The organism is Clostridium simiarum (assembly GCF_018919175.1).
GTDB lineage: Bacteria > Bacillota > Clostridia > Clostridiales > Clostridiaceae > Clostridium_L > Clostridium_L simiarum.
The window spans coordinates 350,456-372,321 of the sequence record NZ_JAHLQL010000003.1 but is presented as its reverse complement, the minus strand read 5'-3'; the positions used below and the strand labels follow the sequence as shown (position 1 = coordinate 372,321).

Annotated in this window: 18 protein-coding genes, 1 rRNA gene and 1 pseudogene; 12 read left to right on the top strand and 8 right to left on the bottom strand. The window is 29.9% G+C overall.

Annotated elements, in window-relative coordinates; all coding sequences use genetic code 11:
- From KQI89_RS11665 to dnaA, 8 genes are all read right to left on the bottom strand, one after another.
- Nucleotides 1-70: ribosomal RNA gene (locus KQI89_RS11665) — 16S ribosomal RNA — on the bottom strand; the annotation flags it as partial.
- Nucleotides 71-589: 519 nt separating this feature from the next.
- Complete coding sequence (gene gyrA / locus KQI89_RS11660; protein ID WP_216457191.1) at nucleotides 590-3,133, bottom strand: DNA gyrase subunit A; 2,544 nt, start codon at nucleotides 3,131-3,133, stop codon at nucleotides 590-592.
- Between the two features lie 21 nt (nucleotides 3,134-3,154).
- On the bottom strand, nucleotides 3,155-5,062 hold the full coding sequence (gyrB, locus tag KQI89_RS11655; protein ID WP_216457190.1) for a DNA topoisomerase (ATP-hydrolyzing) subunit B: 1,908 nt from the start codon (nucleotides 5,060-5,062) through the stop codon (nucleotides 3,155-3,157).
- A 150-nt stretch (nucleotides 5,063-5,212) separates the two neighbouring features.
- On the bottom strand, nucleotides 5,213-5,473 hold the full coding sequence (gene remB, locus KQI89_RS11650) for an extracellular matrix regulator RemB (protein WP_032123297.1): 261 nt from the start codon (nucleotides 5,471-5,473) through the stop codon (nucleotides 5,213-5,215).
- Nucleotides 5,474-5,486: 13 nt separating this feature from the next.
- Nucleotides 5,487-6,572 (bottom strand): DNA replication/repair protein RecF, encoded by a 1,086-nt coding sequence (gene recF / locus KQI89_RS11645; protein ID WP_216457189.1) that lies wholly within the window; start codon nucleotides 6,570-6,572, stop codon nucleotides 5,487-5,489.
- 62 nt (nucleotides 6,573-6,634) lie between these two features.
- Nucleotides 6,635-6,841 (bottom strand): S4 domain-containing protein YaaA, encoded by a 207-nt coding sequence (yaaA, locus tag KQI89_RS11640; protein WP_216457188.1) that lies wholly within the window; start codon nucleotides 6,839-6,841, stop codon nucleotides 6,635-6,637.
- Between the two features lie 58 nt (nucleotides 6,842-6,899).
- On the bottom strand, nucleotides 6,900-8,000 hold the full coding sequence (gene dnaN, locus KQI89_RS11635; protein WP_216457187.1) for a DNA polymerase III subunit beta: 1,101 nt from the start codon (nucleotides 7,998-8,000) through the stop codon (nucleotides 6,900-6,902).
- Between the two features lie 270 nt (nucleotides 8,001-8,270).
- Nucleotides 8,271-9,626 carry a chromosomal replication initiator protein DnaA gene (gene dnaA / locus KQI89_RS11630; RefSeq protein ID WP_032123301.1) on the bottom strand — a complete coding sequence of 452 codons (1,356 nt, stop codon included), beginning with the start codon at nucleotides 9,624-9,626 and terminating at the stop codon, nucleotides 8,271-8,273.
- A 561-nt stretch (nucleotides 9,627-10,187) separates the two neighbouring features.
- On the opposite strand from dnaA, the gene rpmH reads away from it, so the two are divergent.
- From rpmH to KQI89_RS11570, 12 genes and pseudogenes are all read left to right on the top strand, one after another.
- Nucleotides 10,188-10,322, top strand: coding sequence for a 50S ribosomal protein L34 (gene rpmH / locus KQI89_RS11625; RefSeq protein WP_032123302.1), 135 nt, complete (start codon nucleotides 10,188-10,190; stop codon nucleotides 10,320-10,322).
- Nucleotides 10,323-10,380: 58 nt separating this feature from the next.
- Complete coding sequence (gene rnpA / locus KQI89_RS11620) at nucleotides 10,381-10,740, top strand: ribonuclease P protein component (protein WP_032123303.1); 360 nt, start codon at nucleotides 10,381-10,383, stop codon at nucleotides 10,738-10,740.
- Nucleotides 10,736-10,945: a membrane protein insertion efficiency factor YidD gene (gene yidD / locus KQI89_RS11615; RefSeq protein ID WP_187117436.1), complete on the top strand. Its 210-nt coding sequence runs from the start codon at nucleotides 10,736-10,738 to the stop codon at nucleotides 10,943-10,945. The genes rnpA and yidD overlap by 5 nt, the downstream gene beginning before the upstream one ends.
- Before the next feature lie 21 nt (nucleotides 10,946-10,966).
- Complete coding sequence (gene yidC / locus KQI89_RS11610; protein WP_042439848.1) at nucleotides 10,967-11,692, top strand: membrane protein insertase YidC; 726 nt, start codon at nucleotides 10,967-10,969, stop codon at nucleotides 11,690-11,692.
- Nucleotides 11,693-11,732: 40 nt separating this feature from the next.
- Nucleotides 11,733-12,359 (top strand): RNA-binding cell elongation regulator Jag/EloR, encoded by a 627-nt coding sequence (gene jag, locus KQI89_RS11605; protein WP_216457186.1) that lies wholly within the window; start codon nucleotides 11,733-11,735, stop codon nucleotides 12,357-12,359.
- 241 nt (nucleotides 12,360-12,600) lie between these two features.
- Nucleotides 12,601-13,974: a tRNA uridine-5-carboxymethylaminomethyl(34) synthesis GTPase MnmE gene (mnmE, locus tag KQI89_RS11600; protein ID WP_216457185.1), complete on the top strand. Its 1,374-nt coding sequence runs from the start codon at nucleotides 12,601-12,603 to the stop codon at nucleotides 13,972-13,974.
- A 9-nt stretch (nucleotides 13,975-13,983) separates the two neighbouring features.
- Nucleotides 13,984-15,852: a tRNA uridine-5-carboxymethylaminomethyl(34) synthesis enzyme MnmG gene (gene mnmG / locus KQI89_RS11595; RefSeq protein WP_216457184.1), complete on the top strand. Its 1,869-nt coding sequence runs from the start codon at nucleotides 13,984-13,986 to the stop codon at nucleotides 15,850-15,852.
- Between the two features lie 129 nt (nucleotides 15,853-15,981).
- Entirely contained in the window at nucleotides 15,982-16,701 is a 720-nt protein-coding gene (rsmG, locus tag KQI89_RS11590) for a 16S rRNA (guanine(527)-N(7))-methyltransferase RsmG (RefSeq protein ID WP_032123308.1), read from the top strand.
- Nucleotides 16,702-16,827: 126 nt separating this feature from the next.
- Nucleotides 16,828-17,607: a nucleoid occlusion protein gene (gene noc / locus KQI89_RS11585; protein WP_216457183.1), complete on the top strand. Its 780-nt coding sequence runs from the start codon at nucleotides 16,828-16,830 to the stop codon at nucleotides 17,605-17,607.
- A 902-nt stretch (nucleotides 17,608-18,509) separates the two neighbouring features.
- Entirely contained in the window at nucleotides 18,510-19,841 is a 1,332-nt protein-coding gene (locus tag KQI89_RS11580) for a hypothetical protein (protein ID WP_216457182.1), read from the top strand.
- Nucleotides 19,842-19,957: 116 nt separating this feature from the next.
- Nucleotides 19,958-20,695: pseudogene (locus KQI89_RS11575) on the top strand (ParA family protein); the annotation flags it as partial.
- The gene (locus KQI89_RS11570; RefSeq protein WP_032123310.1) at nucleotides 20,688-21,533 is read left to right on the top strand and encodes a ParB/RepB/Spo0J family partition protein; all 846 of its coding nucleotides are present in this window, start codon (nucleotides 20,688-20,690) and stop codon (nucleotides 21,531-21,533) included. The pseudogene KQI89_RS11575 and the gene KQI89_RS11570, both read left to right, overlap by 8 nt.
- The last annotated feature ends 333 nt before the right edge of the window (nucleotides 21,534-21,866 follow it).

Sequence of the window (21,866 nt, the reverse complement as noted above, 5' to 3'; positions counted from 1 at the left end):
CTCGCTCGACTTGCATGTGTTAAGCACGCCGCCAGCGTTCGTCCTGAGCCAGGATCAAACTCTCAATTTAAGAAATTGCTAAAAATCTTCGATTTTGTGCAATTTCTTACTTCTCATACTGAGAAGTTTCATTTTGCACTCCATCTTTGCTTTTGCAAATTCTGAGTGAGTTTCCTTATTAGAAAACTCTGAGTTTAATCTACTCAAAATAATTCAAAAGAATTGCTGGTCTTTATATCATCTTTTCTGTTCAATTTTCAAAGATCAATTTGCTTCTTTACCGAAGCGACTTACTTATCTTATCATGTGTTTTCTTAGTTGTCAACAACTTTTTTTAAATCATTTAAAATCAATTTAAATCAGTATTTCGTTGGCAACAGAAATAATCATACCATATATTATTGACCACATACTTTCATATTTTATTATTATTTAAAATTAAATCTATTTTTCTCTTATTTTATATTATTTTCTTTATATTACTGCTAGTGATACACCAGGTAATGTATATATTGAAAATAAAGAAAAGATATAAATAAAAGACCTATAAGTATATATAAACTCATAGGTCCTTTGTTTATTTTCTTTATTATTCTTCAGTATTTTCCTCTTCAGATATAACATCATCTAATTCATTTTCTAATATAGAATTATTTTCGTCTTCAGCAGGTATAACCTGATCACTATCTATATCTCCATTTATAGCTTCTTCTTCTGAACTACTAATTTTAGCAATAGCAACTACTTGATCTTCACCTTTACTCCTCATAAGAGTTACTCCACTAGTATTTCTACCAGTCTGAGCCACATCCACTACATTTATTCTTATGGCTACTCCACTAGTGTTTACAAGCATAAGTTCATCTTCTTCTTTACAAATTCTAGCGCCTACAACATTTCCTGTTTTATTTGTTATCTTGTAAGCCTTAATTCCTTTTCCACCTCTTCTTTGTAGTTGGTACTCTGAAATTTTAGTTCTCTTTCCAAAACCATTTTCGCTTACTACCAAAAGATCTTCATCAGGAACTATTATATCTATGGATACAGCTTTATCGCCTTCTCTTAAGGTAAGAGCCTTAACTCCAGCTGCATTTCTTCCCATAGGTCTTACATCTTTTTCACTTATTCTTATAGCATATCCATATTGAGTTACAATGATAATTTCAGCATCTCCATAAGTTAGCTTAACTTTTAAAAGTTCATCCTCATCTCTTAGAGTTATAGCATTCATACCATTTTTTCTTATATTAATAAAGGCTTTAAGTGGTGTTTTCTTGATTATACCTTTTCGGGTAGCCATAACCAAGTTACCCTCTACTTTATTATCCTTTATGGCAAGAACAGCTTCTATTTTTTCACCTTGGTTTATAGGTATTATATTTATTAAGTTTGTTCCCTTAGCGGTTCTTCCTGCATCAGGTATCTCGTAAGCTCTTAATTTATATACCTTTCCACGGTTAGTAAAGAATAACAAATCACTATGGGTTGAGGTTATAAATACTTGTTCTACAAAATCATCTTCTTTTGTAGACATAGCCTGTATTCCCTTTCCCCCTCTTTTTTGAGCTGAATAAGTATCAGCTGAAATTCTCTTTATATAACCACCATTAGTTAATGTTATAACAACCTCTTCCTCTTGAATAAGATCTTCTATATCTATATCACGAGCACTCTTTTCAATAGTGGTTCTTCTTTCATCAGAGAACTTATTTTTAATTTCAATAAGTTCTTCTTTTATTATATTTAATAAAAGTTCTTCTTTTTCTAAAATTTCTCTTAATCTTGCTATTAACTCAATTAATGCGTTATACTCTTCCTCGATTTTATCTCTTTCAAGTCCAGTAAGCCTTCTTAGTCTCATTTCTAAAATAGCTTGTGACTGCTTATCTGAAAGATTAAATCTTTCCATTAAAGTAGATTTAGCTATATCTGTAGTTTTAGAGCCTCTTAGAATTTTTATAACTTCATCTATGTTATCTAAAGCTATTTTTAATCCTTCTAAGATATGAGCTCTATCTTGAGCCTTTTCTAATTCAAACTGAGTTCTTCTTCTTATAACCTCTTTTTGAAAGTTTAAGTAGTGTGATAATATTTGTTTTAAATTTAATACTTGAGGCTCATTATCTACTAATGCTAACATTATAACCCCAAAGGTATCTTCCATCTTAGTATGTTTATATAATAAATTTAGAACCACATTAGGGTTTGCATCTCTCTTTAACTCTATTACAACCCTCATACCGTCTCTATCTGACTCATCTCTTATATCTGATATTCCATTTATCTTCTTATCTTTTACAAGATCTGCTATATTCTCTATAAGCTTTGCTTTATTAACCTGGTAAGGTATTTCTGTTATTATGATCCTATGTCTGCTATTTTCTTCTTCGATTTCAGCCTTGGCTCTAACTAATATCTTTCCTCTTCCAGTTTCATAAGCTTCTCTAATACCTGCTTTCCCCATAATTATTCCAGCAGTAGGGAAATCTGGGCCCTTCACCTTAGTCATCAACTCTATGATACTACTTTCAGGATTATCAATGAGCATTATAACCCCATCTATTACCTCTCCTAGATTATGAGGAGGTATATTTGTAGCCATACCAACAGCTATACCAGAAGATCCATTTACCAAAAGGTTTGGAAATCTTGAAGGTAATACTGAAGGCTCATTTTCTTCACCGTCAAAGTTAGGTATAAAATCTACAGTATTTTTATTTATATCTCTTATCATTTCTACTGCAATTTTGCTCATTTTCGCTTCTGTATACCTCATGGCCGCTGCAGAGTCTCCATCTACAGAACCAAAGTTACCATGACCATCCACTAATGTATATCTTATTGAAAAGTCTTGAGCCATTCTAACTAAAGCATCATAAACAGAAGAATCTCCATGTGGATGATACTTACCTAAAACATCTCCGACTATTCTCGCACATTTTCTGTATCCTTTTTCAGGTGCTAAACCTAGCTCATGCATAGAAAATAGAATTCTTCTATGAACAGGCTTTAGACCATCCCTTACATCCGGAAGTGCTCTACCTACGATAACACTCATGGCATAGTCTATATAGCATTTTTTCATTTCACTTCTAATGTCAACAGGTAAGACTTTTCCTTCATTATTGTTCATCTATTTCACCTCATCTATGCACTATATATCTAGGTTAATAACCTTTTTAGCATTTTCTTGAATAAATTCTCTACGTGGTTCTACCTTATCTCCCATAAGTATAGTGAATATCTCGTCCGCCGCCATAGCATCTTCTACAGTAGCTTTAAGCAATATTCTCTTTTCTGGATTCATGGTAGTATCCCATAGCTGTTCAGCATTCATCTCTCCTAAACCCTTATATCTTTGTATATCAATGCTATTATCTTTACCACCTAATTGCATTAGTACTTCATCTAACTCTTTATCAGAATAAGCATAGTATTCCTTCTTTTGCTTTGCAATCTTATATAAAGGTGGTTGTGCAATATATACATGTCCTTGATCAATTAATTCTCTCATGTATCTATAAAAGAATGTTAATAGTAATGTTCTTATATGAGCACCATCAACATCAGCATCTGTCATTATAATGATTCTGTTATATCTTATCTTCTCTAAATCAAATTCATCACCAATACCTGCTCCAAAGGCTGTTATCATTGATCTTATACTATCTGAGTTTAATATTTTATCTAATCTTTGTTTTTCAACATTAAGTATTTTTCCTCTTAATGGTAATATAGCCTGGAACCTTCTATTCCTTCCTTGCTTTGCAGATCCTCCCGCAGAGTCACCCTCAACTATGTATATCTCACATTCTACTGGATCTTTGGATGAACAGTCTGCAAGCTTCCCTGGTAGTGATGTTCTTTCTAGTACAGATTTTCTTGTAAGTTCTCTAGCCTTTCTAGCAGCTTCTCTTGCTCTTGCTGCTAAAAGAGCTTTATCTATAACAATTTTAGCTACAGCAGGGTTTTCTTCTAGAAAAGTACTTACACCTTCACCTACTATATTATCAACTATACTTCTTACTTCACTATTTCCTAGCTTAGTTTTTGTTTGTCCTTCAAACTGCGGGTTAGTTAATTTTACTGAAACTACAGCAGTAAGACCTTCTCTTATATCATCACCAGATAAATTTTTATCTGCTTCTTTTAAAAATCCAAATCTCTTTCCATAATCATTAAATACTCTAGTAAGTGCTGATTTAAATCCAGCTAAGTGTGTTCCACCTTCCATAGTATCTATGTTATTTGCAAAAGAAAATATATTTTCTGCATAACCATCGTTATATTGCAAAGCTATTTCAACAATATAATCTTCCTTAACACCTTCTACATAGATAGGATCTGGATGCAGTATTTGCTTATTTCTATTTAGGTATGATACAAAGGACTTTATTCCACCTTCGTAACAATATTTTTCTTCCTTTTCGATACGCTTATCTTCAAAGATTATATTTATTCCCTTATTCAAAAAAGCAACTTCCCTAAGCCTTTTAGATAAAACTTCAAAATCAAATTCTACCTCTTCAAATATGGTTGGATCCGGCTTAAAGTAAACGGTAGTTCCTGTTTCATCTGTAGTTCCTATATTTTCAAGAGAAGTTTTAGCCAAACCTCTTTCAAAGGTTTGTTTCCATATGGAACCATCTCTTTTTACAGTTACTTCACATACTTCTGATAAAGCATTAACAACAGAAGCTCCAACTCCGTGAAGTCCTCCTGATACTTTATAGCCTCCCCCTCCAAATTTACCTCCAGCATGTAATATAGTCATTATAACTTCTACTGCTGGCTTACCTAATTTAGGGTGCATACCTACAGGCATACCTCTACCATCATCACTTACTGTTACTGAATTATCTTCATTAATGGACACCTTTATATTATTACAATAGCCAGCTAAAGCCTCATCTATACTATTATCTACTATTTCATAAACTAAATGGTGAAGCCCTCTTGCGCTAGTACTCCCTATATACATCCCTGGTCTCTTTCTTACTGCTTCCAAACCTTCGAGAACTTGAATTTGACTAGCTTCATAAGTCTTATTATTTTGTTCCAACCTGCAACTCCTCCTACTCTTATTTCATCACATGAAATATTTTTAGCTGCTATTCATTTTATTACACGATTAATTGCCACTTAACTCTGCATTTTATGCTATTAAGCGGCAAATCTAGAATAAAAACATAATTTAGCATTTTAATTTATATTACAAGTAATGCTCTATATCCACTCTTTTAGTTAAAGTTGCTGAAGATATGGGAGAGAAAAATATTTTACTCTTCTTATCAACTTCAGCAATAACAAAAGATTTTGGCTTCTCTTTTGTTATACGTTCTATAAACCCATCTTCTTCTGCCATTCTTAAAAATTGTATAGTGTCAGAACTATACATACTGGTTTCCATATCAAATATTCCAATTACATCCTTTATGGGAACTACTACATTTTCTCCTAAATGAAGAAACACGAAGACTCCTCCTCTACGAAATTATATTTCCATCTACAACATTAAATATTTTAGCATCCTCGTCTAAATACTCTTGTATATCATCTACACCAGTACATGTTATTATTGTTTGTATGTCCTTAATAGATTTCAATATATATTTTTTTCTATTAAAATCTAACTCTGAAAGTACATCGTCTAGTAAAAGCACAGGATTTTCTCCTGTAAGATTTTTCAATATGCTTAAAGATGAAAATTTCATAGTTAAAACTGCAGTTCTCTGCTGTCCTTGAGAACCATAACTTTTAACTTCAATTTTATTTATGTATATAGCTAAATCATCCCTATGAATTCCTGTACTAGTAGTTCCCCTATCCATATCCTTTTCTCTATTAGCCTTTAAGATGTGTAGTATTTCATCTTCTACATTTTCTGTGCTTTTAATAGAGGATATGTATTTAAAAGCTATCTCTTCTTTGTTAGATGTTATATCTTTATGTATAACACTTCCATAGTGATTTAACTGTTTTACATAATGAATCCTTTTATTGAATATGTATTTTCCAAAACTAGCTAGCTGAATATCATATATATCCAGCATAGACTTATCTAAATTCCTATTCTTCAATACAACATTTCTTTCTTGAAGAACTTTGTTATATTGAACTAAACTATAATAATATTTTTTATCTAATTGACATAATTCCATATCCAAAAATCTACGTCTAACCCCTGGTGATTCTTTGACAATTCTTAAATCCTCTGGAGAAAACATAACCACATTAAAAGTACCTATAAGGTCAGAAATTTTATTTATTTTTATAGAATTTATCCTTATAGCCTTTTTTCCATCTCTTAATATATTTATATCAATTCTTTTATCTAGTCTTTTTTTTGATATATAAACACTTATTACAGACTTTTCTTCATTCCATCTAATAAGTTCTTTATCCTTGTTTGTTCTATGGGATTTACCGAAACCACAATAGTATATGGATTCTAAAATATTGGTCTTCCCTTGAGCATTATCTCCCATAAAAACATTAACACTCGGAACTAGCTCTAAATTTAAAGAATTATAATTTCTATAATCCAAAAGTTGCAAATATTTTATATACATATTAAACACCATATAAAATTATATCATAATATTGTTAAATAAAAATGAATAATATAATTAATTTAAATTATTTTGTATGTTGTATCCTGAAACTCTACTAAGTCACCAGCTCTTAATTTCTTACCTCTTTGAGTTGCTATCTCCCCATTAACCTTAACTAGACCTTCTAAGATGTATATCTTAGCTTCTGACCCTAAAGAGGCAGCTCCACACCATTTCAAAAAAGAATCAAGTTTTATAAATTCGGTGTTTATTTTAATTTCTTCCATAAAAATCTCTCCTATTTGCATTATTGACCTTTTTTAAGGTTTTTAATACATATTATATTTATTTAGCTAATCTTACAGGTAAAACTAGATACTTACAATTGTTTTTTTCTTTATTTTTAACAACACAAGGACTTACACTACTTGAAAATTCCATAACAACTTCTTCTTCATCCATTATTTTAAGAACATCTAAAAGATATTTTGAATTAAATGCAATTTGTAGAGTGGTGCCTTGCAAATTTATAGCCACTTCCTCTCTAACCTTTCCCAATTGAGAATTAGAGGTTATAACCATAGACTCATCTTCTATATCTAATTTTATTAAATTCGCATTTCCTTCTTTCGCCATAAGTGAGGCTCTTTCAATTCCATTTTGTAATTTTTGTTTGTTTACAGTGACTTTTAAATTAAACTCTTGTGGAATTATGGAGCTATATTTAATAAATTCACCTTCTAAAAGTCTTGATATAATTTTAGTTACACCTAAGTTAAAAAGAATATGGTTAGTGGTGAAAGTTATATTTGCGATTTCGTTTGTATCTTCTAATACTTTAGCTACTTCATTCAAGGTTTTACCTGGAATTACTGCACTTATTGAATTCTCTGTGTCAATATATTCATTTCTAATTGCCAATCTATATCCATCTAGAGCTACCATATTTAACATTTTATCGTTAATTTCAAATAATATTCCTGTAAGTATAGGTCTTGTTTCGTCTTGAGCTATAGCAAAACTTGTTCCTCTTATCATATTTTTTAATGTACTTTGAGGAATGACAAACATCATATCGTCATCTATATTTGGTAGACTTGGGAATTCATCAGCATTTAAGTGTATAAGGTTAAATATTGAGTTTTGGCAAGTTATTATTATTGAGTTATTTTCTGTAGTTTCTATAGCTATTTCATCATTTGGAAGTTTTCTTATTATTTCTCCAAAGATCTTTGAATCAACAACTATTCTTCCTGATTCTATAATGTTTGCATTTATTTTAGTTTCTATGCTTAGGTCTATATCTGAACCTATAAGTCTTAATTCATTATTAATAGCTTCTATAAAAATACCTTCTAGTATAGGCATAGGAGATCTTCCTGTTACAGCCTTTTGAACTATAGATATTGCTTCCTGTAAATTACTCTTTTCACATGTAAACTTCATGGTATATCCTCCTTAAGTTATTCACAATAATTTATTAGAATTTAGAGTAGATATAGATATAAATATATAGATAAATATAGTAACAGTAGTAGTAGGGGCTGTGGGTTTGTGGATAACTACTCTAAACCCTTAAATACAAAGAAAAATAAGACAAAAATAATTGTGGATAAGAAGGTAATCAAAATTTAGACTTATCCACATTGTTAAATCTAATTATTATCTTAAAACTTATCCACAGATTATGCATAGCTTATTATGTACAGGTGTTTATTATTTTTGTGTCAGTTTTTTTGTCAAATCATTTACAGCATTTTGTAATGATTCATCGGTCTTTAAACCTGATGATATTTTTTCGTAAGCATGTATTACAGTAGTGTGGTCACGTCCTCCAAACTCTTCCCCTATTTTAGGAAGAGACATATCAGTAAGCTTCCTACATAAGTACATGGCTATTTGTCTCGGATATGCAACATTTCTAGTTCTTCTCTGAGATTTAAAATCTTCTACTCTAAGATTGTAATAGCTAGATACTACATCTTGAATATTATCTATAGTAATATTTTTCGATTGTTTATTGGATATGATATCCTTTAAAGCTTCAGAAGCTAATTCTACTGTTATTTCACTATTAGTTAAAGAAGAATAAGCTACAATTCTTATAAGAGCACCTTCTAGTTCCCTTATATTTGATTTAATTTTTGTTGCAATATACACCATTACTTCATTTGGAATATTAAGATTTTCTACATCAGCTTTCTTTTTAAGAATAGCTATCCTAGTTTCAAAATCTGGTGCTTGAATGTCAGCAATAAGTCCCCATTCAAATCTTGACCTTAATCTATCCTCTAAGGTAGGAATTTCTTTTGGTGGTCTATCACTAGATAAGATGATTTGTTTATTAGCCTCATGTAGTGCGTTAAAAGTATGGAAAAATTCTTCTTGAGTTCTTTCTTTACCTGCTATAAATTGAATATCATCGATTAAAAGTACATCTACATTTCTATATTTATTTCTAAATTCTACATTTTTATCATCTTTTATTGAGTTAATAAGTTCGTTGGTAAATTTTTCTGAGGATACATACACAACCTTTGCACTAGGGTTATTTTTAAGAATATAATGACCTATAGCATGCATAAGATGTGTTTTTCCAAGACCAACACCACCGTAGATAAATAAAGGATTATATGCTTTTGCTGGGGATTCTGCTACAGCTAATGAAGCTGCATGGGCAAACCTATTACTATTTCCAATAACAAAAGAGTCAAAAGTGTACTTAGGATTTAATGTAGCTGTCATTTCATCATTTGGAGTTACAGAACTTTTTTTATTTACTTCTTTAGCTTCTTTTATAACATCTTGCTCTACTTGCTCTTCTGACAATATGCAAAATTCAATGTTATATTTTTTAGAAGTTATAAGTTTTATTCCGTTCATTATAAGATCTTTATATCTAGATTCTAATATTTCTCTAGTAAAATCATTAGGAACACCAAGTTTTATTGAGTCATTAGTTATAATCATAGGTTCTGCACTTTTTATCCATGTATTGAAGCTGACTTCTGAAAGCTCACCTTTTAGGATGTTTAAGGTTTTTTCCCATATTTCTTTAAGTTGGGCATTCATTTTTAATCCTCCAGTCAAATTATAAAAATTTTATTATATAAAAGTGTAAACAACATATAAACATAATTATAAACAGCTATTTAAGATAATAGCCATTGTTATTAAAAATATTCACATGTTTATAACTCTGTTAATATTTTTAGAGGTTTTATAGTTATTAACACTGTGGAAAAAAACATATAAACATAATTAAAAATATATAAAACTATTGAATTATATCTATAAATAGTGATTATAATAATAGATATAGCAATAATTAAATAAGTTATACACAATATTATCAACAACTGTGGATAACTTGTCAAATATAAAAAATTATTCACAATTCTTCTTTATGATATCATATAGAATTGATAACATTCAATAACTTATCCACAAAAAAATAAGTTGTTGATAAAAATATCAACAATATTTACCTGTATATATTGTTACAAATTCTTCTTTGGCTTCTTGACATTAAATTATGGTCACTATATAATTAGAAGGTAAAACTTTAATTTGAATTAATATGATAGTGAATAAATTGCTATACATAAGTTAGATAAAGGGGGTGTAGTTAGCATGTTCATGACATACCAACCTAAAAAGAAACAAAGAAAAAGAGAACATGGCTTCAGAAAAAGAATGAGATCTTTATCTGGAAGAAAAGTTCTTAAGAGAAGAAGACAAAAAGGTAGAAGAAGATTGACAGCATAAGGGCCGCTTTAGTGGCCTTTTTCTGCAATTGCAGGAAAAAAAGGAGTAATGTTTTGGCATGAAAAGCGAAAAGCTTAGAAAGAATGTAGAATTCAGAAGAGTGTACAGAAGAGGAAAGTCCTTTTCCAATGAATTGTTGGTTTTATATGTGTATAGAAATTCTTATAATCGAGATGAGAATAATAGCCTTATTAATCGTGTAGGCATATCTGTAAGTAAAAAAGTTGGAAAAAGTGTAGTTCGAAGTAGAGTGAAGAGATTAATAAGTGAAAGTTATAGATTAAATAGTAAAGGTTTAAAAAAAGGATTTGATTTTGTATTTGTAGCTAGAGTTGCTTTGAAGGACAAGAGTTATCATGATGTAGAGAATTCTATGAAAAACCTCTTTAAAAAGGCGGGGTTATTAGAAAATGATTAAAAGATTTTTCATTGGCTTAATTAAATTCTATAGAAAATATATTTCGCCCATGAAACCTCCTAGCTGTAGGTTTTATCCTACTTGTTCCCAATATGCTTTGGAGGCCATAGAAAAGTATGGAGCTTTTAAAGGAAGCTTTATGTCATTAAAGAGAATATTAAAATGTCATCCTTTCCATAAAGGGGGATATGATCCTGTTAAATAAAATTGTCGGGAGGTTTGCAATTTGCAGATTTTAAATAACGTTTTAACTCAATTTTTTGAATTTATCCATGGTTTGATAAAAGTATTAACAACTAATCCTAATTATTCTTATGGATTAGCTATAATACTATTCACCATAATAATAAGAATAATATTATTACCTTTAAATATAAAACAAACAAGATCTCAAGTAAAGATGCAAGAAATACAACCAGAGCTTCAAAAATTACAAAGTAAGTATAAAAATGATCCGCAGAAACAGCAAGAACAGATGATGAAGCTATATAAAGAAAATGGAGTGAGTCCTTTTAGCGGTTGTTTACCTTTATTAATACAGATGCCAATATTGTTTGCCTTATATTATGTTTTTAACAATTTACAGGGCATAAGTGGTGTAGGATTTTTATGGGTAAATGATTTATCTCAACCAGACCAGCTATACATACTACCTGTTGTATCTTTCGTAACTCAATATATATCAACTAAGATTATATCAAGTAGTTCTCCTAATAATGCACAAGCTAAGCAAATGCAGACAATGAACATATTCATGGCTGGATTTATTGGATTTATGAGTCTTAAGTTTAAGTCAGCTTTAGTTTTATACTGGGTTATAAATAACTTAATACAAATTGCTCAAACTTATATAATGAAATCTATAGATAATAAACCTAAGGATGATAGTTCTACAACTAAACTTGCACAAGAAATTAGCTCGGATAAGTTAGGAAATAAAAATAAGAAATAGTATAATATCGGTATCAGGTTAAAGGTGGGTGAAACGGGGTATGGAAACAATTGAAATCACTGGCAAAACTGTAGATGAGGCTATAAAGAACGCTTTAAGAGAGTTAAATGTTACAGAAGATAGAATTGAAGTAGAAGTTATAGAAGAAGGTAGCAAGGGGTTATTTAAGTTAATTGGAGCTAAGCCAGCAAAGATCAGAGTTAAGGTGAAAAGAGACTATGTATATGAGGCAAAAACTTTTTTGAGAGAAATTTTAGATGCCATGGGCGTAAAAGCTGAAATTAAAATTAAAGAAGAAGATGATGTCATAAATATTTCACTTGTTGGACCTAATATGGGAATTATAATCGGATATAGGGGGGAGACACTAGATTCTCTTCAATATCTAATTAGTCTTGTAGTAAACAAAGGAAATGACAGTGAATATAAAAGAGTGGTATTAGATACTGAAAACTATAGATTTAAAAGAGAAGAAACATTAAAACGTCTAGCAGACAAAACTGCAAGTAGGGTTAGAAGATCTGGAAGAAACTTTAAATTGGAACCTATGAATCCATATGAAAGAAGAATAATTCATTCAGCACTTCAAAACAACCCATATATTTATACCTATAGTGAAGGTGACGAACCTTATAGAAGAGTGGTAGTAGATTTAAAGAAAGCCTAGATGGGCTTTCTTTTTTCATATACATATATAGCAAAGTTTAGTACTTGAGTAAATACTAATGTGGTGGTATAATCTCTTTTGCATTAGGTAATATTAATTAAAAAATAATTTAAAATCATGCTTTTATAAATTAAAATTAAAGTTTAATATAAGTATTAGAAGTAATTTGATTATACAGATAAATTGTTTATATTATAAACTAATATACTAAAACCATTTTTGTGGTTTAAAGGAGGTAAAAATGAAAGATTTTGATACTATAGCTGCTATAGCTACAGCTGTAGGAGAAAGTGGTATTTCTATTATAAGAGTTTCTGGAGAAAAGGCTCTTTCTATAGTTTCATCTATATTTAAAGGGAAAAATGGTAGAAATCTTGATGATATAAGACCTTATTCTATGAGATATGGCCATGTTATAGATAAGTTGAACGGAGAAATAATAGATGAGGTATTGATAAGTTATATGAAGGGTCCTAGAAGTTTTACTGCTGAAGATTCAGTAGAAATAAACTGTCATGGGGGAATTATGCCTACTAATAAGGTTCTAGAAGAGGTTATAAAAGCGGGAGCAAGACTAGCAGAGCCCGGTGAATTTACTAAAAGAGCCTTTTTAAATGGTAGAATAGACCTAAGTCAGGCTGAGGCTGTTATTGATTTGATAAGGGCAAAAACAGATTTAGCAATGAAGTCAGCTTTAATGCAAAGTGATGGTAGAATTTCCAGGGAAATAAGAGATATTAGGCATGAATTATTAGGTGTCATAGCTCATATAGAAGCTACTGTAGATTTCCCAGAAGAGGATTTAGAGGAAATAACTTCAGATAGAGTTCAGAATAATTTAAATGATATAATAAATAAAATCCAGAGTCTATTAGATACAGCTAATGAGGGAAGAATTATAAGAGAAGGGTTAAGCATGGTTATAATCGGTAAACCTAATGTGGGAAAATCTTCTTTACTTAACTCTATATTAATGGAACAAAGAGCTATAGTAACAGATATACCTGGTACTACAAGAGATGTTATTGAGGAGTATATAAACTTAGAAGGAATACCTCTTAAGCTAGTAGATACAGCAGGAATAAGAGAAACTGATGACCTAGTAGAGAAAATTGGTGTTGAAAGGTCTAAGGAAAAAATAAATGAAGCTGATCTTGTTGTATTTATGCTAGATTTAAGTAGGAAGCTAGATGATGAAGATAAAGAAATCTTAGATTATATAAAGGATAAAAAATATATAGTTCTTTTGAATAAGTTGGATTTAGAAAGAAAGTTAGAAGATAATGTTTTTGAGGGTATGGAAAATATTATTGAAGTATCTGCAAAAACAGGTGAAGGTATAGAAATATTAAAGAAAAAGATAAAGGATTTATTCTTTAAAGGTGAGATTAAACCTACAGAAGTAATGATAACTAATTCAAGACACAAAGAGGCTCTATATAGAGCAAAAGAGAGGTGTTTGGCAGCACTGGATACTCTAAATAGTGGAATATCTATAGATTTAGCGTCTATTGATGTAAGAAGTGCTTGGATGAATTTAGGTGAAATTACTGGAGAAACCTTGGAAGAGGATATAATAGATAAGATATTCTCAGAATTTTGTTTAGGAAAGTAGAGGTGTAAAATGAAATACTTAAGAGGAGAATATGATGTAATTGTAATCGGTGGGGGTCATGCTGGTTGCGAGGCTGCGTTAGCTTCTGCTAGGATGGGTGCCAAAACTCTTATGGCTACAATGAATTTAGACAGTATAGCTCTTATGCCATGTAATCCTAATATAGGGGGGACAGCTAAGGGTCATCTTGTAAAAGAGATTGATGCTTTAGGTGGAGAAATGGCTATTAATATAGATCACACATATATACAATCTAGGATGTTAAATACATCTAAAGGACCTGCTGTACATTCTTTAAGAGTTCAAGCGGATAAGAAAAAATATCAAGATAGGATGAAACATGTTCTGGAACTGCAAGAAAATCTAGATATAAAGCAGGTGGAAGTAACTCATATAGATGTAGAGGATGAAAAGGTAAATGGTGTATTTACTAGAACAGGTGCATATTTTACAGCTAAAACTGTAATAATAGCTACAGGAGTTTATTTAAAAGGAAAAGTAATAGTAGGAGAAGTTAGTTATTATAGTGGACCTAATGGGTTAGCACCATCTATGGAACTTAGTGATTCTTTAATAAAGCTAGGTTTTGACATTAGAAGATTTAAAACAGGAACACCTGCACGTGTAAATAGGAGATCAGTAGATTTTTCTCAGACTGTAGAACAAAAGGGTGATGATGTAATAGTTCCTTTCTCATTTATGAGCGATGATATAACGAGGGAACAACTATCTTGCTATTTAACTTACACTAATGAGAATACTCATAATGTAATTAGAGAAAACATAAACAGATCACCAATGTATAATGGAGCAATAGAGGGGGTTGGACCAAGATACTGCCCATCTATAGAGGATAAAATAATGAGATTTCCAGACAAACTTCAACATCAAATTTTCATTGAACCAGAAGGAGAAAACACTGAAGAAATGTATGTTCAAGGAATGTCTAGCTCCTTACCAGAAGAGGTTCAAATTAAAATGTTAAGAACCATACCAGGACTTCAAAAGGTAGAAATGATGAGGACAGGATATGCTATAGAGTATGACTGCATAGATCCTTTGGAATTAAAACCATCTCTTGAATATAAAAGAGTAAATGGATTATTTGGAGCTGGTCAAATAAACGGTACTTCCGGTTATGAAGAAGCGGCAGCTCAAGGATTAATAGCGGGTATAAATGCGGTGTTACAAATAAAAGGTGAGGAGCCACTTATACTTACAAGATCTGATGGGTATATAGGTGTTTTGATTGATGATTTAGTTACAAAAGGTACCAATGAACCTTATAGAATGATGACCTCAAGAGCTGAGTATAGATTATTATTAAGACAAGATAATGCGGATTTAAGACTTACAGATTTAGGTTACAAAGTTGGACTAGTTACAGAGGAAAGGTATTCAAGATATAAAAAGAGAAAAGAACAAATAGAAGCAGAAGTTAATAGGATACAAAATATCCAAATAACAAATAAAAGAGAAGTAAATGAGTTTCTAGAAGGTTTAAATTCAACAGAATTGAAAAAACCTATAAGTTTATATGAGCTTATTAAGAGACCAGAATTAGATTATTATATTGTACAGCCTTTAGACTTACAAAGACCTGACCTTCCAAAGGATGTCATGGATCAGGTAAATATAATATCTAAATATGAGGGCTATATAGAAAAACAACTAGAACAAGTAAGACAATTTAAGAAATTTGAATCTAAATTAATTCCAGAAGGTTTAGATTATAATGAAATAAAGGGATTAAGAATTGAGGCTATTCAAAAGCTAAATAATATTAGACCTATAAGTATAGGTCAAGCTTCTAGAATATCTGGAGTTTCTCCTGCAGATATTTCAGTATTACTAATATATCTTGAACACAAAAGATAGTTTTTAAATATAAAAGATAGTTTTTTTATAAAAGGTTCAGAGTTTATCGTATATAATTTAAACTGAGCCTTTTATATTTTTGAGTTTAGATATATATTTAAGATATAGATTTAAATATGGAGGTTACAAATGGAATTTTATAAATTAATGAAAAGTGCAGCTGAAGACATCAGTTTAAATTTTGATGAGGAAAAATATAATAAGTTTATGCTTTATAAAGACATTCTAAAAGAGTGGAATAATAAGATAAACTTAACAGCTATAACAGAAGATGAGGACATAGTTAAAAAGCATTTTATAGATTGTATAAAGGCTTTTAAATTTCAAGGATTTAGAGAAGCTAAAAGCATTATCGATGTAGGAACTGGAGCTGGTTTTCCAGGTATACCCATAGGTATAATGAGAGAAGACTCAGAAATAATGCTCTTAGACTCATTAAATAAAAGGGTAAACTTTTTAAATGAAGTTATTAGAGAATTAGGATTAAAGAACTTTAATACAATACATAAAAGAGCTGAAGAGTTATCAAGAGAAAAACAGTATAGAGAGAATTTTGACATAGCAACATCTAGAGCTGTTGCTAATATGTGTACACTCTCTGAGTTATGTATTCCTTATGTTAAAGTTGGTGGCTATTTTGTGGCTTTAAAAGGGCCTAGTATTGAAGAAGAACTTAAGGATTCTAAAAATGCTATAGCCACATTAGGTGGTAGACTAGAAGAAGTTATACCTGTAGATATAGAAGATAGTGATTTAAAGCATAATTTAGTGGTTATAAAAAAGGTAAATAGTACCCCAAATGTATATCCAAGAAAGGCTAATGCTATATCCAAAAAGCCATTAAAATAATTTTTATTTCTGTATATGTAAAAATATGATATAATTTGTAAGAAGGTTTTTGTTCTAAAAAAGAGGATTTTTTTTATTTTTATAGAAAATGTTAATAAAAGGAAAAGGTAAGGGATGGTATGGGATATGCAGAATGAAGTAACTTACATTGCACCTGATCTTATATTACCTAATTTATATCAACCAAGAAAGTATTTTGATGAAGACTCTATAGATGAGTTAGCGCAATCCATAGAATCCTATGGAATAATACAGCCGCTTTCTGTAAGAAAAATGGGCGAAGGAAGATATGAATTAGTTGCAGGGGAAAGAAGATTAAGGGCGGCTAAAAAATTAGGGCTTTCTAAAGTCCCAGCTATAATAGTAGATATTTCAGATAGAGATTCTGCAGCTATAGCATTATTAGAAAACCTACAAAGAGAAGATTTAAATTATATTGAAGAAGCAGAGGCATACTATAATCTTATAAAAGATCATGGTTATACTCAAGAGCAATTAGCTTCAGTTATAGGAAAAAAGCAATCAACAATTGCAAATAAGCTAAGGCTTTTAAAACTGACATCTTCTGTAAGAAAACTATTATTGGAAAATAGGTTAACTGAAAGACATGCTAGAGCTTTATTAAAACTTCCAACAGAGGATTTACAACTTAAGATATTGGAGACAGTTATTAAGAAATCTTTAAATGTTAAAGGCACAGAAGATTTAATAGATAAAGAGTTAATGAAGTTATCCAAAGATATTATAGCTAGTGATGGAAAGAAGAAGATTAAGGGTATATTTTCACCTAAGGTTTACATAAATACAATAAAACAAGTTTTTGACAAATATGGGATATCTGCTAAATACGATTCTAAGGATTTAGATGATTGTATAGAGGTTACTATTAAGATACCTAAAAAATAGAATTAAAAATGGATTTAAAATAAGAGTTTGGAAGGTGTTCAAACTCTTTTATTTTGATTTCATTTGCTCACAGAAAAAAATGTAAAATAATAAATTAATTTGTAATAATTTGTATAATGTGTAATGACACATCAAATCAGGAAAATAATTTGTTTCACGTGAAACAAATTATTATATAAATTAAGCTTTAATTATATGTAAGTAAAATATATAATAAATATAAGAGAGGAGGTGCAAGCTCAAATATAATTATACATAAATAAAATGTATTTAATGTAGGTGAGCTGAATTATGAAAACAATTTGTATTTTTAATCAAAAAGGCGGAGTAGGAGTGCGTCCGTAAAGGATTTTTAAGCAATGTCCCTATGGATATTAGACTGGAGAGATGTCTATTTGGTTAGCTGGCTTACTATTTTATAGGAAACTATGAATAGGACAATAGCATGCCAGAAAAGCAAAAACTTTGATATATTATTAAAGGTTTTTGCAAGACCAACATATAATATGGCCAAAGCTATACTGCTTTAAACCTAGTTTCTCTTGCCTGAATCGCCAGGTAATAAAACAATTATTTTATTAGATAAGGTTTATAAAAATTTTTCCTACAATTTTTATACTCTCTAACCTTTCCAGGGGTATATTACGTATTATACCTTAGAGAAGCGAACAGGAGCCTAAGTTATATATTTTGCTTATAAATCTAAACGGAGATGACCTAAGTCAGAATGCCTTTAGGCTATAGATTAAAAGATCTTGAATATCTGATATGGTTACGGAGCTTTCATAGTAGTTAGAGAAACCTGAATAGACAGGTAATGCCGTAAATTCGGATGCGGGAAAGCCGCTTACAGGGCGAAGGAAAGCAGGTTATCCAAATACAAAATTATGGAGGTGTGCGAAATGCAAGAGGCTGATGTAATTTTGTCTATACTAAGTCAAAAACCTATAAACTTTAAGTTTGATAGAATTTATAGACATTTATTTAATATGGATTTTTATAAGAAGGTTATAAATAATATAAGTAAAGAAAATGGTTTTCAAAGTTATATTAAAAAAAACAATATAAATATTGAAAGCTTAATTGAAAATATTATAGAAGAATTAAAAGTAGAAAAATATTATCCAAAGGATTTATATTCTTTTATTAATAAGAATAAAGGGAGATCATATTTCAATAAAAATTTTATTAATGAATATAAAGAAGATGGACTTTTAAATATATATATTAAGGAAGATAATTTAGAGGATTATATATTGCAATATCTTGTAAAAGAAATTGTAGAGAGTATATTTACAAAAAAACTAAAAGAAAAAGAGTTTTTTAAAGTTGTTTCAAATCCTGAACAAGTAATTAAATGTTTCTGTAATATTAAGCATTTTAATTATAATAAAGTGATAAAAATTAACTTTAACAAAATGTTTCACGTGAAACAAATAGATGTATTAAACAAATTCCTCAAGGAAAGTATAAATGATGGACGATTTATTGAACTTATAAATAGATTTATTAAATCAAATTATTTTAGATTTTATGAAGTTATAACACAAGATGAATTTTATTATTTATATATAAAAGACAATAATCATCTTAGCAGTATTCTCTGGAAAGTATTTTTTTTAGAAATAAGAAATATATTAGATGAATTAATAAGTTTACATGCAGTAAGTGTAAAGGTTATAACAATAGAAAACGAAATATTAATTATGATGAATTCATATAAAGATTTAGATAAGTTTTTAGATGATTTTAAATTTCTTATGGAAGATAAGTTAGGTATTAATAATTTAAAGGAATATGATTTGAATGTCACAAATACCATTGAATTTTGTCATTATGATATAAGATTTAAGCAAGATAAAATCAATACTAGAATTTTAGTTCCATCTAAATTTATTAATAAGGCCAGTAGTTATTTTAAAAAAGATAATGTTCCCTTTTATAAGGGAGAGAGAATAAATCTAAGCTCTCAAAATATTATAAGATTATATAATTCTGAAATAGAAACTGTATATGAATACTATAAATATGCTGAAGATGTGAATTACAAGCTAAGAAAATTTAGGTACTACCATAAGGGTAGTATGTTAAGTACAATAGCAAGAAAAGAAAATACATCTATAAAATCCATAAAAGAAAAGTATAAAAAAAACTTAGGATATTTTTCTAGTCTAAAACTTAAAGATGATAAAAAGATTAAATATTTTACTCAAAACATAAAAAAAACACTATAATTTGACTTAGGGATAGCTGGAGAGCCGTATACGCTGAAAGGTGTACGTACGGTTCGGAGGAGGGTTAAAAGAAACCTATTTTAGAAATATAATAAGGCGCTTTTTTCCTATCCTACAAAACAACCACAAATATTAATTTATGTTCATATCTTGCATTAGAAGGATTTAAAATATTAGCAGTAGATATAGATCCTCAAGGAAATACGACCAGTGGTCTAGGTATTGACAAAAAAACATTAGAGCATTCTACCTATGATTTAATATCTTCTGATTTAACAGCAGAAGAAGCTATATTAGAATCAGAACTAATTAAGAATTTATACTTGATACCTTCTACTATGGAGCTAGCAGGTGCAGAGGTGGAATTAATCGATAAAAAAGGTAGAGAAAATATTTTAAGAGATAAACTTAAAGTTGTTAAAGATAAATTTGATTATATATTTATTGATTGTCCACCTTCTTTAGGTTTTTTAACTATTAATGCGCTAACAGCAGCAGATTCTGTTTTAATTCCTATACAATGTGAATTTTATGCTTTAGAAGGAGTAGGACAACTTGTAAATACTATTCAATTAGTTAAAAAGTCATTAAATAAAGACCTAGAAGTAGAAGGTATATTAATGAGTATGTATGATGGGAGAACTAACTTATCAAATGAAGTTGTTTCAGAAGTTAGAAAATTCTTTAAGGATAAGGTTTATAAAACAACTATACCTAGAAATATAAGATTAGCAGAGGCTCCTAGTTATGGGTTACCTATTGCTTTATACGATGATAAGTGCAGGGGTGCAATATCTTATGAGGACTTAGCTAAAGAATTTATGAATAGACAAGGAGGGGATAAGATTGACTAAAAAATTTGGATTAGGAAAAGGGTTAGGTGCTCTTATTCCTGAAGAGGATATGAAGGAACAAAATGAAAGCAATCTTATTTCTATGAATCTGATAAAAGCAAATAGTCATCAACCTCGTAAGCTTTTTGATGAGGAAAAGATATCATCATTAGCAGAGTCTATAAAAGAACATGGAATCATTCAACCTATTATACTTAAAAGTATGGATAAAGGTTATATGATTATAGCTGGAGAAAGACGATGGAGAGCTGCTAAGTTAGCTGGATTAAAAGAAGTTCCAGCAATTATTATGGATTTAACTGATAAGCAAGTATTAGAAATATCACTTATAGAAAATATACAAAGAGAAGATTTAAATCCTATAGAAGAAGCTTTGGCTTATAAAAAACTAATTGAAGATTTTAATCTTACTCAGGAAGCTTTAAGTGTTAGGATAGGAAAATCAAGAGCTGCCATCGCAAATACTATGAGATTATTAAACTTAGATACTAGAGTTCAAGATTATTTGAAAGATGGTGTCATAACAGAAGGTCATGGAAGAGCATTACTTGGAATATTAAATAAGGACCTTCAATACGAATTATCTCAAAAAATAATAGATGAAGATTTAACTGTTAGAGAGGTTGAAAGAATAATAAAAAGTTTAGATAAAAGTAACAAGGAATCTAAGCAGCTTAAAACTCTAAACCCTTATTATAATGATATAAAAGAAAGATTACAAAGCCATTTTGGAACAAAAGTAAATATAAACTCTAAAAGGAATAATAAAGGTAAGATAGAAATTGAATATTATTCGGAAGAGGACTTACAACGAATTTTAGACATGATGAAGTTATAAGTAAAAGAATGAGTGTTTATGCTATGGTAAGGAAACTCATTTTTATGACTTCATAGATGAGTAAGCCAATAGTAAGCCACTACCAACAAGCCAGAGGATTGGTATCTCCTTAAGTGATTCAAAAAAAGGTTGTAAATCTTGGTTCTCTGCTTAACGGAATACCATTAAACTGTGAGTTTAGGCACTTGCCTAAGGGGCTTCCATGAAGCCATGACTTGGGTATCTGTTTAAGTGACTCACACAATATCAGGAATCTTGGTTGGCTATTTCAATGGACATATAAGAACTCTTAAGCTTTAGTGATTTAGAGTTCTTATACTGTGCATAAGCAAT